Source organism: Sulfurospirillum sp. E15m, assembly GCF_059415145.1.
In genome coordinates this window covers 64,580-78,630 of record NZ_JCAHZS010000006.1, presented here as the reverse complement: position 1 = coordinate 78,630, position 14,051 = coordinate 64,580, and the positions used below count along the sequence as shown (strand labels likewise).

The window sequence follows — 14,051 nt, the reverse complement described above, 5'->3', positions numbered from 1 at the left end:
TCTGCAACTTAAGTTTAATCACATATATATGATTGTTTTGAGTTTATTCTTGCAATAAAATGTTTTATGAATAATTTTAAGAATTCTGACGAATACAAGCAATATATGGATAGTTTAACTGATAAAATAAAGCTTTTTCGCAAAGATAAGAAGATAAGTCAGTTGGCACTGGCTAATATTTTAGATCAAAGCTCCACATCTTTTATAGCGCGCATTGAGCTAAGAAAAGATGGGCATAATTACAGTTTTGCCCATCTGCTTATGATCGCGAAAGCTCTAAATATAGATATTAAAGATTTAATTCCTTCTAGCTTATAGTTTCATCATCCCAAATTGATGATTCCACAAACAAACCTTTTTTTTCACTTACAATTGAATATACACTACATCTTTTATTCTTCTTTACTTCAACATATTGCGCATACGCCATAACTTGTTCAAAATTACTTGCCGTTAAGCCTCTAATAGCATTTGTTAGATCGCTTTTCGTTTTTGGTTCATGTGATTTTGCTAGATATGTGTGTACTTTTTCTGCTAATTGTTCATGAAAATTCTTGAATGATCCCATTTTGAAACTATTACTTGTATTTTGAAGCGTCTCTTCATTAAACGTGTTATGCAAAGAGTTTATAAAATAATCGGCAAGCTTTATTCCAATTTCCATGTATGTTTTGTTTAGTATAAAATCAAATTTTTTTTGTTTAAACGCACAATCGTATATCTGACAAATTACTGCATACTTAATGGCACTAGTTGCTTGACGCATGACGCTTGCAGATAAGCCTTGACCCGAGCATAATTTTGCATTTTCAAGCATTTCAACTGACTTCATATTAAACCAAGACTTGTAAACATTTTTTGCATCGTCACTAATGCAACATTCCTTTGGATCAAATGTATGAAATGATTTAAAATCTACATCCAATTGGTTCAGTACTTCAAGAGATATATTTTGAAAAATACTGGGATCTAAAGAATAATCATAATGAAAAGCTTGTAAAGGCGTCAGACTTTCAAGTGGTATTTTTATGATATTGAACCTATTTAGAAAACCACTAAGAAAGTCTGATATCTTAACATCTGAACGAAACCACTCTTCATTAGTAGCGGCAATAATCGAAAGAAATGGGTTTAAAATAACAATACTTTCACCCATTCCATGAACACCAACAATATCTTTTGAATATGGTTCACAGTCATACAAAGCTGTTATTGAGGCTTTTGTTTCCTGATTTTTATTTAATTTTGTCAAAAATTCTGATGCTTCATCAATAAGGAGTAGCGCACCATGATTTGAATTTTCTAAAAATTTTATCATTCCTTGAAAAGAAGAACCTGCACCAAGGACAAATCTGTTGGAAGCTATTTTTGTTTCTTTCGTTTGAGACTTATTTTTAGCTTCTATAGTCATTTCGAGTAATTTCTTTTCAACTTTTTCAATAATTATTTTTCTTAGAAATTTAATTGTTGTACTCTTTGAACTAATCGTACTTGGTGCGACAATTAACGTCCACACATTAAGTCCTAGCTTATTGGTTGCACCATCCATGGTATAAACACGTGAACCAATGACTGAACTCATAAAAGATAATGCCGTTGATATGATTATAGGCTCTGCAACATCAATATGCTTTGACGATTCACGGAGTAATGCGTCTATAAAATATGAAAAGTTTGGCTTATTATTCATCGTAAACCTCTAAAAATTTTCACTTTTTTTGATGCAATATATTTGTCAAGATCGTGAATATCATAAACAATACGCGAACTATGAGCATCTCCTAGTTTACAAAACTCTAAATTGATTCCTATGGTTCTCCATTTTTGTAAAGTAGATTCTGTCACACCTACATATTGAGAGGCTTCCTTTGGCGATAAATATCGTTTTACACATTCCATGGTAAATCCTCATTCGATACTCTTGAGACTTTTTCTGCCATGTGACTATTTTGACAAACACCATGACCAATTAAAGCTTGCTCAAGCAACGCTAAAAGTTCTTTATCTTTTGAGTTAGTTAGATACGTATTAATTTGATTTTGATCGCTTCTTAGATGATATGAGCTATTGAAAATGAATTTTTTGCCATTTTCGGACAGAGTTTCTGCTTGCCCTTTCTCTTGCCTATTTTTTATAAGACCAATCAGATCTTTCAGCAAAATTGTTTCTTTGTGGTGTGTGGCTTTTTGAGTAAGTTCAACATATCGTGCTTCAATAATATTGAACTTACATGTAGCTGTTTCAAATAACATTGTAACTCCTTTATTTTGTTAATAAAGGGAATCATATAATTATTGCTAAGAAGAAAATAGATGCCTGAAATATGTGAATTCATGACATGTTTTGACTTGAGAAATAAATATTGTAAGTATTTTATAATTACATTTTGTCTAAATTAAGTGTTGTTTTAATCGTTTTTGCTAACTTTCTCCTTGCTGCTATCCTCGATTCACTATGAATCAAGACTTTATTTAAATTTTTTAAAGAAAATTTCTCATCATCATTAATCGTAATATCTTTATCATCTTTATCATCATCAAAGAACGTAGCATCCTCAGCACCAAAGAACGTAGCATCTTCAATATACAATTTCATCATCAAATAATCCATGGCATGTACGGCTTTTATATACGTAGTAATACCATATTGGTGCATCAATAGATAGCAAAGTAAACATTGAAATATCTCAAGAACAACAGTTCTTCTCTCAAGTATTTTTTGTATATCTTTAAAATGTGACATAAATTTGTCTCGGCTTAAATCGATCAACTCTTCTTTATAAATTTCATTCAAGGCGTTTTCTTTATAATGCTTTGTCAAGTCACACATTGACGCAATACGATTTTTCACTAATTCGTCTTTTAAAAGAGCGTCGATAAGTTTATTAATATTGTCTGGTAATTCTAGTGGATTTAATTCAATGTAAAGCGATCTTTGCGATAACATAGCCAGCAATGGGCGATCTGTATAATTCTTGTATATAAGTTTTCGCTTAAAAAAGCTATTGAAATTTCCTTCTTCTATACACTCCATTTTTTTAAGATAATCTCCTGGATTTTCTTCTTGACACTTTTCAATGTATTTCATATCTTTTTCTTTTATCATTTGAACCAAACTATCATATTCACAGTATTCAATAACATCTACACCATATTTTTTGTACATTTCATCAGCATATTCTTCTAAATTCTCAAATTTGCCATTCTCTTTTATCCTTTTTTCAAAAGATTCTATGCAACAAAGATTACAATCTATTGTAACTTGCCTAAATCTTGATCCATTATTTTTTTCTATTGTGAGTTTTAGCTCAGCTGAAGCATTCTTATCAATTAGCAAAAATTCCCACAATAAATTGTTCAATATATTCAATTTATCATCATTTGCAGTGAGTATTTGAGGGATGCGATTTTTGATAAATAGGAGAACTTCGTTTTGTTCATCCTCGGATAAATCAACTTTATCTATGGTATTAATTATTGAATTTGTCTCTTCATGGTAAGGTAATTTACTCAATTTTTTTCTTAGTTTGCGCAATTCATCATACCGCATGAATCTCTCCATCACTATCTTCATAAATTAAAGTTTTAATTTACTACTCAAAGGAGGACTTTACAATCACATACTTATCACTAAAATAATTTTTTCTCCAAATTTCGTACTGCATTTGTACCAATATCAGGACTTAATTTTGCATACCTCATTGTTTGTGTAATATCTTTATGCCCCATAAGGTCTTTTATTGTGTAAATAGGAACACCATCTATTGCTAACCAACTTGCGAAAGTATGTCGTAATGTATGAAAGACAACTCTATGTTTTGAGTCTGCAACATCTAATCCAACATTAAATAATTTGTTTGCAACTCTTGAAAATAGGTCGGGGACATCTAATAGTTTTGTCTTAAATTCCGTTTGAAATATATAATCATTCGGCTTTCCTTGAGGCATAGCTAATAGATATTTCTGAATAGTTTCCACCATATTTATTTTTCGACTGGTTCCATTTTTAGTTTCTGGCAATGTGATGAATCCATGTGTATAGTCAATATCTTTAAATTGTATTGACAAGATTTCACCAGCCCTTGCACCCGTCAATAAAGCAATTAATGCCATTAAGTAAGTTCTATAACTTCTTTTTTCTAAATGGTCTAAAAGAAGTTTTGCTTCTTCTCTTGTTAAAAATCGCTCGCGGTTATTGTTGATATTTCGCTTATTTCTGCGCATGATTGAAACGGTATCATTTCTATCTAAACTAGCAGGATTATATTTACACTTTTCATTGTATTTTGCCAAGTTAAACATCGCGGATATAGTTTGTCTTGAACGATCAACTGTGCCAGGAGTAAGCCCTCTTGATAGCATTGCTTTCACAATAACTTCAATATCTTGTTTGGAAATAGTATCTAATGCTTTATGTCCAATATAAGGCTTTATATGGTCTTCATAGCGTTGCTCACTACCTCGTTTATCTTTATAGCTCAACTTGCTATTTTCAATAAAATCATTTGCTATTTCATCAAAAGTGACTGGACGTTCAATCTTTGGTTTGATTGTTTCGCCATGCTTGATTTGAATAATTCTTTCACTTCGTAATTGCTTGCTGTATTGTGGAGTTATCCCATCTGACTTTTTGCCAACTTTTTCCCAAATCAACTTTCCAAACTGGTCTTTATATGAAATATAATACGTTAATATTCCCTTGGTATCAACCCTTTTATAAATTCCTTCTGCAATTCTCTCTCGTTTAATTGACACCTGATTACCCCTAGAATTCAATTTATATATTTATATAAATGGGGTTATTTATCTATTTAATGGATTTAGATGCCAAATATCTTCATTAAGACATTAAGATGTTAAGACGCTATCAATAAACTTGTTGTCTACTATGTAATGCTCTTATATAATTAAAATTGATTTATTATTGATTATTGTCATTTTATTTTGAGTAGTCCTACGTCTTAATGTCTTAACATCTTAACGAAGAGGTATTTTGATATAGGTTTGGAAAATATTTTGTTATCAGTAGGTTAGCACGAGGAGATTATGCAATACAATCAATCTCACGCAAAATACGTCTTTATCGAGGTTTGGAATAATTTGATTAAGATAACAGCCACGCGCCTGGAACGCGTGTGTGGGGCAACTCACCGAGGGTTCGAATCCCTTCCTCTCTGCCAGTATATCCTCAAACCCCCATAAATAGCCACTTTCAAGAGATTTCAGATTTTAATAATTTAAAGTGTCCAACTTTTTGTCCAACACCTGTCCAACACAACACAAAATACCTTTATAAAAGAAATAATGTTTATTATTTTTCCAAAAGAATTCACAACATTCCTTTGAAAATTTCTCTAAAAAGTGATAACTTAGAATATTGTATAATGCTTAGAAATAAAATTTTAAAGAATTTAAATAATATGAAAAAAGAAGAAGAATTAGAAGAGGATTTAATAAAAAGATTTATTAGTGGTCAAATTAAACCAATGTTTGAACTTACACCTGAAGATTATGAAGAAAGAATTAAAGTTGAAAATTCACAAGAATTTTATGAATATTTATTTAGAGATGAAATTGCAAAAGATAAACTAAGAGAAAAAGAAAAACAAGAAATAGAACAAAAAATAAAAGATTTACAAGAAAATAAAGATAATCAAATTCTTGAAATTGTAAAAACATTGCAAAGACAACAAACACCACAAATTAGCACTAATAAAATTACATTTGAAGAACTTTACAATGAATTCTTAGAAAAGAAAAAAGCAGATAATGACATTGGGATTGAAAGTTATCAAAGCTATCAAGGTACTTTTAATTTTACAAAAAAATTTTTTGAAAATAAAAATTTAAATGAGTTGAATTACAAAAATCAAGATGATTTAAAAATCTATTTGCAAAATACAGAAAGTGAAAGCAAGGGGAAACTATTAAGTAAAGTTACTTTAAATAATCACATTCAAACACTTTCAAGTTTTTTTAAATTTGGTGAAGATAGAGAACTTTTAAACAAGAATTTTTTAAAAAATATCAAACAATTCAAAGAAGAAAAAGTTGAAAAAGACAACTTTTCAGATGAACAACTTTTAAAAATTTTAGAAATAGATAAAGACAAATTTTATTCTTATAATAAGCAAAGACAAAAAACATTTAACTACTACAATTTATTCAAAATTGCTATTTATAGTGGTTGCAGAATAAGTGAAATTCTCAAACTAAAAAAAGAGAATGTAGAAACAGATAGATTTATTGTTAAAGATGCAAAAACAGAGAATGGCAATAGAACAGTACCAATTCATTCCATTTTGAAAAAGAAAGATTTTACAGACTTAATAGATAAATTAAAAGTAAAATATTCAAATGAAAAAGAAGAAAAAGAAATAATAAATTATCACACTAAAAATGCCAATAAAATATTAAAAAGATTGGGAATAAAGTTAAAAGAAAAACAGACTTTCCACACTATTAGAGGCACTTTCATGGAAAAACTTATTAACAAAGATATTACTAAGAAGGTACTTGTACAAATGATGGTGGGACACTCTATCCCAGATGAGGACAAATTAACCCTAAAAATTTATGCAAAAAAAATTGATTTTGAACTTTATCAAGAACTTATTGAACAATTTGAATTAAAATGAGTAAAATTTGAGCATTATTTGGCTCTCAAATGGCATCATTTTAGAAAATTCCACTAAATATAGGGATTTGAAAAAAACCATAGAATTAGAGCCATTTTTAAACTTAGGCTAATTTGAGAAATTTTTCCCCTATATATATATTATAAAAAAGGGATACCCTTTTATCCTTTTTCCCAAGAGAAAAAGGCAATAGGGAAAAGTAGTTATTGGCAAGTAGTTATTAATAGAGTTAGCAAACTTATAAAGAAAAAGCTCTTTATTAACTACTAAGTTGTAAATTTAGAATATGTTAGTATTCTAAATTTGCAACACAATTTGTTAACTCTTTACATAGTAAAAGTTAACAAATTCCCAGAAAGGCAATAAGCTCTTATCTTATAAAAAGTAGAATCTGCTATATATTATATAACAAAGGGAGAAGAAGACCTCCCAACACACACAACTCAAAAAATGGCATTTTTAGCTAGTTATTTTTGAAAACTGTACTTTTGGTGGGATTTTCTAACAAACCTTGTAAAAAGTGGCAAAAAATGCTCTAAAACACACCTTTCTTTGTCTCTTTTAAATCTTCATTGAAGTCTTTTGTTTTTGGAAGCACTTTTTGGATGTTTTTGTTTAAAGATTTTAGGTCATTGATAATATCTTCTGTCATTTTATTGCCAGCATTATCTTTGTCTAAACAAAAATTGATGTTTTGAGATTTTGCACTCATGATAACAGCTTTTAGATATTCAATTTGTTTTGGAGCAACTGAACCACCTAGTGAGATATAAAATCCATCTTTTTTATGTAATTCTCTAAAGGCCATAGCATCAAATGCACTTTCAAAAATATAAATATCTTGTGAATTACCTATTTTTTGACCCCAAAGCCCTTTTTTGCCTTGTTGCCCTTTAAAATTTGTCTTCAAATTTTTAATTTCATAGCCAGATAAATTAAATTTGAATTTCCCATTTTCATCAAAATAATATTCTTTGTGAGGAAAACACAAATTTTCTTTAGTATCTTTTAGAATGACATCTTCAAATTCTTTCAAAGTTTCAAGAGATATTTTTCTTATAGATTCTATATTTTGGAAGTCTAAATTATCAAGTTTTTTTGTGATTCTTGTATATTCAAATGCCTCATCCACTCCAGAGCTAATTTCAAGGTTTTCATTTAGTATATAACCATTTTTAAAATACTTTCTAATGCCTATAACTGTACTTTTGAAATCAGCATCTTTTTTCACAACTTTTTGGTAAAAATCAATGATTGTGCCATTATTTGCAGTATTTAGTAAATCAAAATAAATATAATGCCCATTGTCATTTCTCTTCACAACCAATTTTGTATCATGAAAATCCATCAAAAATGAATTTCTTGTTGATTTATGTCTGTTGATAACACCACCAAAATATTCAATAAAATCCACTAAAGATATATTTTCTTTGAATAAATCAATTTCCTTTTTCATCTCACAATTTTCCTATTTGATTGAAGTTTTGAGTATTTAATAACTCTTCTTGTTTTTGAATATGCTTAATAAATATAATAACTTCTCTCAAAAATTGCTCTCTTATTTCTGCACTAACTTTTTCTTGTTTTTCTAAAAAATTTTTTAGAAGATTTTGTAAAATAATTCTGTTTGTTTCTTCATTCATTTCAAGCAACTCTTTTTGAATTTTTAAATAAGTTATAAATTCTTCATCATGCAATAATTTGAAAAATAATACTAAAATCATTCTTACTCCTTTAAAATATATATACTATAATTATAGGACTTTTTAATATTTTTTTAAGTTTTTTCATTTTATTTTTGAAATTTTTTTGCATATAATAAAAACATCCCCTCCACTTGCCTTTTTTTCCCTATTGCCTTTTCCCAAAGGGGAAAGGATAAAATCCCCCATAAGATTGATGCAATAGTTTAGAACAAATAACTCAAATTTGTCTGATACTATCACATCTTTTGGAGTTATTTTATCTATCAATATTTTTAGTTTTTTGAGAAGTGAATTGATTGTTGAGATTTGTAATAATTGTATTTTTTTCAGAAATTTTTTTATCTAAATTTGTAATTTCTTGTTTTAATTGATGTATTTTTTCTTGTAGTACATCATTTGCTTTTTCTGCCCTTTGCAGGTCTTTTTTCAAATTTTCATTTTCTTCAACCATAGCATCATTTTCAAATTTATTGATTAACTCAAGAGAGATTTTTTTAATTTCTAATAACTCAATATTTTCTTTTTGAAGTAAATCTTTTTGCAGTTTTAACTCATCATATTTTTTGATTTTTTCTTTGTCTTTGGGTGGCATAATGTCAAATTTTAGGGCTTTAAACACTTCCTTTTTAATATTTTGTTTTAAAAGTGTTTCATTGATTTTATTGCTAAAAATGCCTTTTTCTGTACTATTTTCAAAAATATTGTTGACACTTTTTTCAAGATATGTATTGACATCCTTAATTGCTTCTTTTTTAGCCCCTATGTACAATTTTCTTTCCAAATGGTCCTTTTCTTTGGTTTCTTTCTTTTCACCCCTTATAAAGTCTAATCCACTGTCTTGAAAACATTTAGCAGCTAAATCTTGCATTTTCCCCCACTCATCTTTTTTTATGTTTCTTAACACACTTTTTCCTTTTATAAAATTAAAATTGTAAAAACACAAATGAGCGTGAAAATTATGTACATTATCTTTTCCATTTTTATACCCCTCATCAGCATGAAAACTATAAAAAATATTGGTAAAGCCATATCTTTCTGATATTTTTTCCATTGTTGTTTTTAGGGCATTTTCTAGTTTTTTATATCCATCTTTTTCAGCTAAAATCTTTTCTGTTTGCTCTCTACTTAATGCACAAACAAATTCAATAATAGTATTTTCTTTACTTTGCTCCTTTGTGCCTTTTTTAGCCAAAATTTGGGCTTTTTGGCTACTTAAATTTTCAAAACTTGCAAATTCATAATTAAAATTTTTATAGTTTGAATTTTGAAGCTTATATGTCACATTTGATAATCTAAAATCATGCTCATATATGTGTTTGTAGTCAGCATTTTTGTAGTATTTTGCATTCAATGAAATGTAGTTACTCATATTTCAATCCTTAAAATGATATATGAGTAATTAGTAGTTTTATTTTTAATTTGAGAGTTTATTGATTTTAAAATTAAGGGTGATTTAGCCCACTAAATCACTACAAGTAGTGGTGAGTAAGGGGAAACATCCCCTTAACCCCTTTTAGATGCAAAAAATGCTCTTGACAACCTTTTAAAATATTATTTTTGATAAAATCAAAAAAACCATTTTAAAGATACATTTATGCAAATACTCAATGATTACATCCAAAACATCAACAGGCTCTATCAAACAGGTAATGCAAGAGAACATAGTTATAGAGGTGATTTACAACACCTTTTAAATGTTATTATCAATGACAAAGACATAGTAGTCACCAATGAGCCTGCAAGAATTAGAGATGTTGGTGCTCCTGATTATAGTATTACAAGAAAAGATATTCCTATTGGGTATATTGAAGCTAAAGACATAGATAAGCCACTTAATAGCAAAGATTATGAAGAGCAATTCACTAGATATAAAAATGCACTTGATAACTTAATCATTACTGATTACATGGATTTTTGGTTTTATAAAAATGGTGAATTAACTATCAAAATCCCCATAGCAAAAATTGAAAATGAAAATATCATTGCTATTGAAGAAAATGGTAAGTTATTTATAGACAACATCAAGAGTTTTACCACCTTTGTATCTCAAACCATAACTAGCCCTAGCAAACTAGCTAAAATGATGGCAGGTAAGGCTAGACTTCTTGAAAATATCATTGAAAATGCTATTGTAAGTGATGAACAAAGTGATGCAAATAACAGTTTGAGAAATCAATTAGAAATTTTTAAAGCTTCACTCATACATGATATAACTCCACAAAGTTTTGCAGATATTTATGCTCAAACCATAGCTTATGGAATGTTTGCAGCAAGACTTCATGACCTGACTCTTGAAAACTTCTCAAGACAAGAGGCAGTTTTCCTTATCCCTAAATCAAATCCATTTTTAAGAGGTTTATTTAACTATGTTTCTGGGGCTGAATGTGATGATAGGCTTATTTGGATTATTGATTCACTAGCAGAGATTTTTCTAGCAACAGACATTAGAAAAATTTTAGATGGTTTTAGTCAAAAAACAGGCATGGATGACCCAATAATTCATTTTTATGAAACTTTTTTAGCTGAGTACAATCCATCTTTGAGAAAAAGTAGAGGTGTTTGGTACACACCAGAAGCAGTAGTCAATTTTATTGTTAGGGCATGTGATGAAGTTTTAAAAACAGAATTTGGTCTTGCAGATGGTTTGAGTGATGAGACAAAAGTCAAAATCAAAATTGATGATTTAAATGCTGGCTACAACAAGCAAGGGCAAAGAAAACAAAAAGAAATAGAAGCTCATAAAGTGCAAATTTTAGACCCTGCAACAGGGACAGGCACTTTTTTAGCTGAAACTATCAAGCTTATCAAAAAAGATTTTTGGGGAGGTTCATGGAGTTCTTATGTAGAAGAACACCTTATCCCAAGACTAAATGGTTTTGAACTTTTGATGGCAAGTTATGCAATGGCTCATTTAAAACTGGATTTGCTTTTAATGGAAACAGGCTATCAACCAATAAGCCAAAAAAGATTTAATGTCTTTTTGACTAACTCATTAGAAGAGCACCATGAGGACACTGGGAGCCTTTTTGCTTCATATTTAGCAAATGAAAGTAAAGAAGCAGATAGAGTGAAAAAAGAGACCCCAGTTATGGTAGTCATGGGCAATCCACCTTATGCAATAAGTTCTAGTAATAAAGGGGAATGGATAGCTAAACTCTTGCAAGATTATAAAAAAGACTTGAATGAAAAAAATATACAACCTCTCTCTGATGATTATATAAAGTTTATAAGGTATGGACAACACTACATAGAAAAAAATGGTGAGGGAATCTTAGCCTATATCTCAAACAACTCTTTTATTGATGGAATTACCCATAGGCAAATGAGAAAATCACTTTTAGAGTGTTTTGATACCATTTATATTTTAGATTTACATGGAAATAGCAAGAAAAAAGAAGTAAGTCCAGATGGTAGTAAAGATGAAAATGTTTTTGATATTATGCAGGGTGTAAGTATCAATATTTTTATAAAAAAGAAATCAAAATCTAAAAAATTAGCAGAAGTTTATCATTATGATTTATATGGGAAAAGAGATTTTAAATATCACTATTTAATGAACAATTCACTCAACTCTATTCAGTGGAATAAGTTAGACTATAAAGAACCATACAGTTTTTTTGTGCCAAAAAATTTTGATGATGAAAAAAAGTATAAAAAAGGTTTTAGTACCAATAAGTTATTTAAACAATTTAATAATGGTATAGAAACTGGTAAAGATGAATTGTTTTACTCTTTGTGTAGGAATACACATAGCACTTCAATTTTTAGTTTATTTGCAAATAAACTAAAAACTATTATTGAATACAATATTAACAACACATCAAGTTTTAAATTTCTTGATAAGTTTAGTAGTGCAAATTTTGATGAAAATAACTTTAAGCAAATACATTATAGACCTTTTGATATATTATCTTGTTACTATGACACAAAATTACAAAGAAGACCAGCCATTGATACCATGAGGCATATGTTCCATGAAAATATAGCCTTATTGGTTCCAAGGCAGGTGCTAGAAAATTTTCATCATGTTTTTATTTCAAAATTTGCCACAGATTCTAATTTAACCGCAAGTGCCAAAAAATTTGGAAGTGCTCCAATTTTTCCATTATATTTATATCCAAATGATGATTCACTAGAAATAGAAAGAACACCAAATTTAAACCTAGAAATAGTAAAAGAAATAGAAGAAAAATTAAATTTAAAATTTGTAAATGAAAAAGAAGATAATACTTCTACTTTTGCCCCTATTGATATTTTAGATTATATTTATGCCATCCTACACTCTCCAAATTATAGGGAAACATACAAAGAATTTTTAAAGATAGATTTTCCAAGAGTGCCTTATCCAGATATTAAAACTTTTTGGCAATTGGTATCCTTGGGTGGAAGATTAAGAGCCTTGCACCTAATGGAAGATGAAAGCCTTAATGATAGGATTATAGACATTAAAGGTGAAGCAGCCCTAATCATATCAAATAAGCTCAATAAAAATGACACTATCATTGAAAATGGCATGATAACTCTCAATATCAACAAAGAGGTATCCATCATAAATATCCCACTTATAGCATGGGAATTTTATATAGGAGGCTACCAACCTGCTCAAAAATGGCTAAAAGATAGAGGAGGTAGAGAATTAACTAGAAATGACCTCAAACACTACAATAAAATCATAAATGCACTTTATAAAACAAATGAAATCATGCAAGAAATAGATGGAGTTTTGAAAGTATGATGATGCTTTTTAAATATGTTAGCAATCCTGATTTTATCTTAGAAGATGGTTATATAAGAGCTACTCAATTAAGTGCCTTAAATGACCCTTTTGAAGCAAATTATGACAAAAAAGGGTTAAGAGAACTTGCAAGTTTTTTTAATGATGATATGAATGGTGAAAAAATCATAGACTATATAGAAAAACACAAATATAAAATTGGAGTGATTTGTTTTTCAGAGACAAAAGATAACCTTTTAATGTGGGCTCATTATGCTAATGAACACAAAGGAGCTTTAATAGGATTTCATATCTCAAATGAAACAATTTTTGAAAATTTAATCAAACCACAAGATTCTTCTTTTATTGATTATTGTATGTATTTAGGAAAATGTTTACCTATAAAATACAGAAAGCAACCCTTGTATAAAATAGATAAATTTGATAGGGATTATAGTAATGTATGTGTTGAAAGAGAAGAGAGAATTTTGTTTGAAATATTTCAACAAAAAAGTGATGAATGGATTTATGAAAAAGAACATAGAATAACATTAAGGCTAGAACAAGCAGATAAAGTAATTTTAGATGATATTAATAAATATAAAAATATCAAATGGGTAAATGATATGCTTAATAATAAAAGTTTACTAGAAGAGGATATGGCAAAATACCTTGAAAAAGATAAAAATAAATTACATATCTTTTTGGAAAGAATAGAAGATGAAAGCAATAGAATTGTTTATGGAAGTTTATTAGCAGATTTAGCAAAAGATAATCCAAATATTCTATATTTATTTAAAGTATCAAGCTCTTCTATTTGCTCTATTGCTTATGGCAATAAGAGAGAATTAACAAGTATAAAAAATTATGATTTTCCTCAAAAAACAGGTTACTTTGAGAGATTTAAAACAAAAATAGATACCAACCACTATACTTTAAAATTTAATGGATTACATAAAAAATAATTTTATAGATTTCACCTCAAAAGCATCTT

At 28.7% G+C, this 14,051-nt stretch carries 12 protein-coding genes; 4 read left to right on the top strand and 8 right to left on the bottom strand.

What is annotated here, in order from left to right:
* Nucleotides 1–105: 105 nt before the first annotated feature.
* Nucleotides 106–318, top strand: a complete 213-nt coding sequence (locus tag AC5SLP_RS09175) for a helix-turn-helix domain-containing protein (RefSeq protein WP_495254865.1) — start codon at nucleotides 106–108, stop codon at nucleotides 316–318.
* Here AC5SLP_RS09175 and AC5SLP_RS09170 read toward each other — a convergent pair.
* From AC5SLP_RS09170 to AC5SLP_RS09150, 5 genes are all read right to left on the bottom strand, one after another.
* Nucleotides 308–1,690 (bottom strand): YfjI family protein, encoded by a 1,383-nt coding sequence (locus AC5SLP_RS09170; protein WP_316721381.1) that lies wholly within the window; start codon nucleotides 1,688–1,690, stop codon nucleotides 308–310. The genes AC5SLP_RS09175 and AC5SLP_RS09170 overlap by 11 nt on opposite strands.
* Nucleotides 1,687–1,899 (bottom strand): helix-turn-helix transcriptional regulator, encoded by a 213-nt coding sequence (locus AC5SLP_RS09165; RefSeq protein ID WP_316721382.1) that lies wholly within the window; start codon nucleotides 1,897–1,899, stop codon nucleotides 1,687–1,689. The genes AC5SLP_RS09170 and AC5SLP_RS09165 overlap by 4 nt, the downstream gene beginning before the upstream one ends.
* Nucleotides 1,887–2,252: a hypothetical protein gene (locus AC5SLP_RS09160; RefSeq protein WP_316721383.1), complete on the bottom strand. Its 366-nt coding sequence runs from the start codon at nucleotides 2,250–2,252 to the stop codon at nucleotides 1,887–1,889. Before AC5SLP_RS09160 ends, AC5SLP_RS09165 begins: the two co-directional genes overlap by 13 nt.
* Nucleotides 2,253–2,379: 127 nt before the next feature.
* On the bottom strand, nucleotides 2,380–3,549 hold the full coding sequence (locus tag AC5SLP_RS09155) for a hypothetical protein (protein WP_316721384.1): 1,170 nt from the start codon (nucleotides 3,547–3,549) through the stop codon (nucleotides 2,380–2,382).
* 80 nt (nucleotides 3,550–3,629) lie between these two features.
* Entirely contained in the window at nucleotides 3,630–4,754 is a 1,125-nt protein-coding gene (locus AC5SLP_RS09150) for a tyrosine-type recombinase/integrase (protein ID WP_316721385.1), read from the bottom strand.
* Nucleotides 4,755–5,419: 665 nt separating this feature from the next.
* Here AC5SLP_RS09150 and AC5SLP_RS09145 point away from each other — a divergent pair.
* The gene (locus AC5SLP_RS09145; RefSeq protein ID WP_495254864.1) at nucleotides 5,420–6,637 is read left to right on the top strand and encodes a tyrosine-type recombinase/integrase; all 1,218 of its coding nucleotides are present in this window, start codon (nucleotides 5,420–5,422) and stop codon (nucleotides 6,635–6,637) included.
* Nucleotides 6,638–7,172: 535 nt separating this feature from the next.
* Here the strand turns inward: AC5SLP_RS09145 and AC5SLP_RS09140 are convergent.
* The 3 genes from AC5SLP_RS09140 to AC5SLP_RS09130 form a co-directional block, all read right to left on the bottom strand.
* Nucleotides 7,173–8,093 (bottom strand): toprim domain-containing protein, encoded by a 921-nt coding sequence (locus AC5SLP_RS09140; protein ID WP_495254863.1) that lies wholly within the window; start codon nucleotides 8,091–8,093, stop codon nucleotides 7,173–7,175.
* 1 nt (nucleotide 8,094) lies between these two features.
* Nucleotides 8,095–8,361, bottom strand: coding sequence for a hypothetical protein (locus AC5SLP_RS09135; RefSeq protein ID WP_495254862.1), 267 nt, complete (start codon nucleotides 8,359–8,361; stop codon nucleotides 8,095–8,097).
* A gap of 238 nt (nucleotides 8,362–8,599) precedes the next feature.
* Nucleotides 8,600–9,712: a plasmid recombination protein gene (locus AC5SLP_RS09130; protein ID WP_495254861.1), complete on the bottom strand. Its 1,113-nt coding sequence runs from the start codon at nucleotides 9,710–9,712 to the stop codon at nucleotides 8,600–8,602.
* Nucleotides 9,713–9,937: 225 nt separating this feature from the next.
* On the opposite strand from AC5SLP_RS09130, the gene AC5SLP_RS09125 reads away from it, so the two are divergent.
* Together AC5SLP_RS09125 and AC5SLP_RS09120 are read left to right on the top strand one after the other, a co-directional pair.
* The gene (locus AC5SLP_RS09125; protein ID WP_495254860.1) at nucleotides 9,938–13,078 is read left to right on the top strand and encodes a type ISP restriction/modification enzyme; all 3,141 of its coding nucleotides are present in this window, start codon (nucleotides 9,938–9,940) and stop codon (nucleotides 13,076–13,078) included.
* Nucleotides 13,075–14,022 carry a DUF2971 domain-containing protein gene (locus AC5SLP_RS09120; protein ID WP_495254859.1) on the top strand — a complete coding sequence of 316 codons (948 nt, stop codon included), beginning with the start codon at nucleotides 13,075–13,077 and terminating at the stop codon, nucleotides 14,020–14,022. The genes AC5SLP_RS09125 and AC5SLP_RS09120 overlap by 4 nt, the downstream gene beginning before the upstream one ends.
* The last annotated feature ends 29 nt before the right edge of the window (nucleotides 14,023–14,051 follow it).

Bases quoted from the DNA above. Each gene is read 5' to 3' on its own strand.
- AC5SLP_RS09170 (WP_316721381.1), bottom strand. From the start codon at position 1,690: ATGAATAATAAGCCAAACTTTTCATATTTTATAGACGCATTACTCCGT.
- AC5SLP_RS09120 (WP_495254859.1), top strand. From the start codon at position 13,075: ATGATGATGCTTTTTAAATATGTTAGCAATCCTGATTTTATCTTAGAA.
- AC5SLP_RS09140 (WP_495254863.1), bottom strand. From the start codon at position 8,093: ATGAAAAAGGAAATTGATTTATTCAAAGAAAATATATCTTTAGTGGAT.
- AC5SLP_RS09125 (WP_495254860.1), top strand. From the start codon at position 9,938: ATGCAAATACTCAATGATTACATCCAAAACATCAACAGGCTCTATCAA.
- AC5SLP_RS09130 (WP_495254861.1), bottom strand. From the start codon at position 9,712: ATGAGTAACTACATTTCATTGAATGCAAAATACTACAAAAATGCTGAC.
- AC5SLP_RS09165 (WP_316721382.1), bottom strand. From the start codon at position 1,899: ATGGAATGTGTAAAACGATATTTATCGCCAAAGGAAGCCTCTCAATAT.
- AC5SLP_RS09175 (WP_495254865.1), top strand. From the start codon at position 106: ATGGATAGTTTAACTGATAAAATAAAGCTTTTTCGCAAAGATAAGAAG.
- AC5SLP_RS09155 (WP_316721384.1), bottom strand. From the start codon at position 3,549: ATGCGGTATGATGAATTGCGCAAACTAAGAAAAAAATTGAGTAAATTA.
- AC5SLP_RS09135 (WP_495254862.1), bottom strand. From the start codon at position 8,361: ATGATTTTAGTATTATTTTTCAAATTATTGCATGATGAAGAATTTATA.
- AC5SLP_RS09160 (WP_316721383.1), bottom strand. From the start codon at position 2,252: ATGTTATTTGAAACAGCTACATGTAAGTTCAATATTATTGAAGCACGA.
- AC5SLP_RS09145 (WP_495254864.1), top strand. From the start codon at position 5,420: ATGAAAAAAGAAGAAGAATTAGAAGAGGATTTAATAAAAAGATTTATT.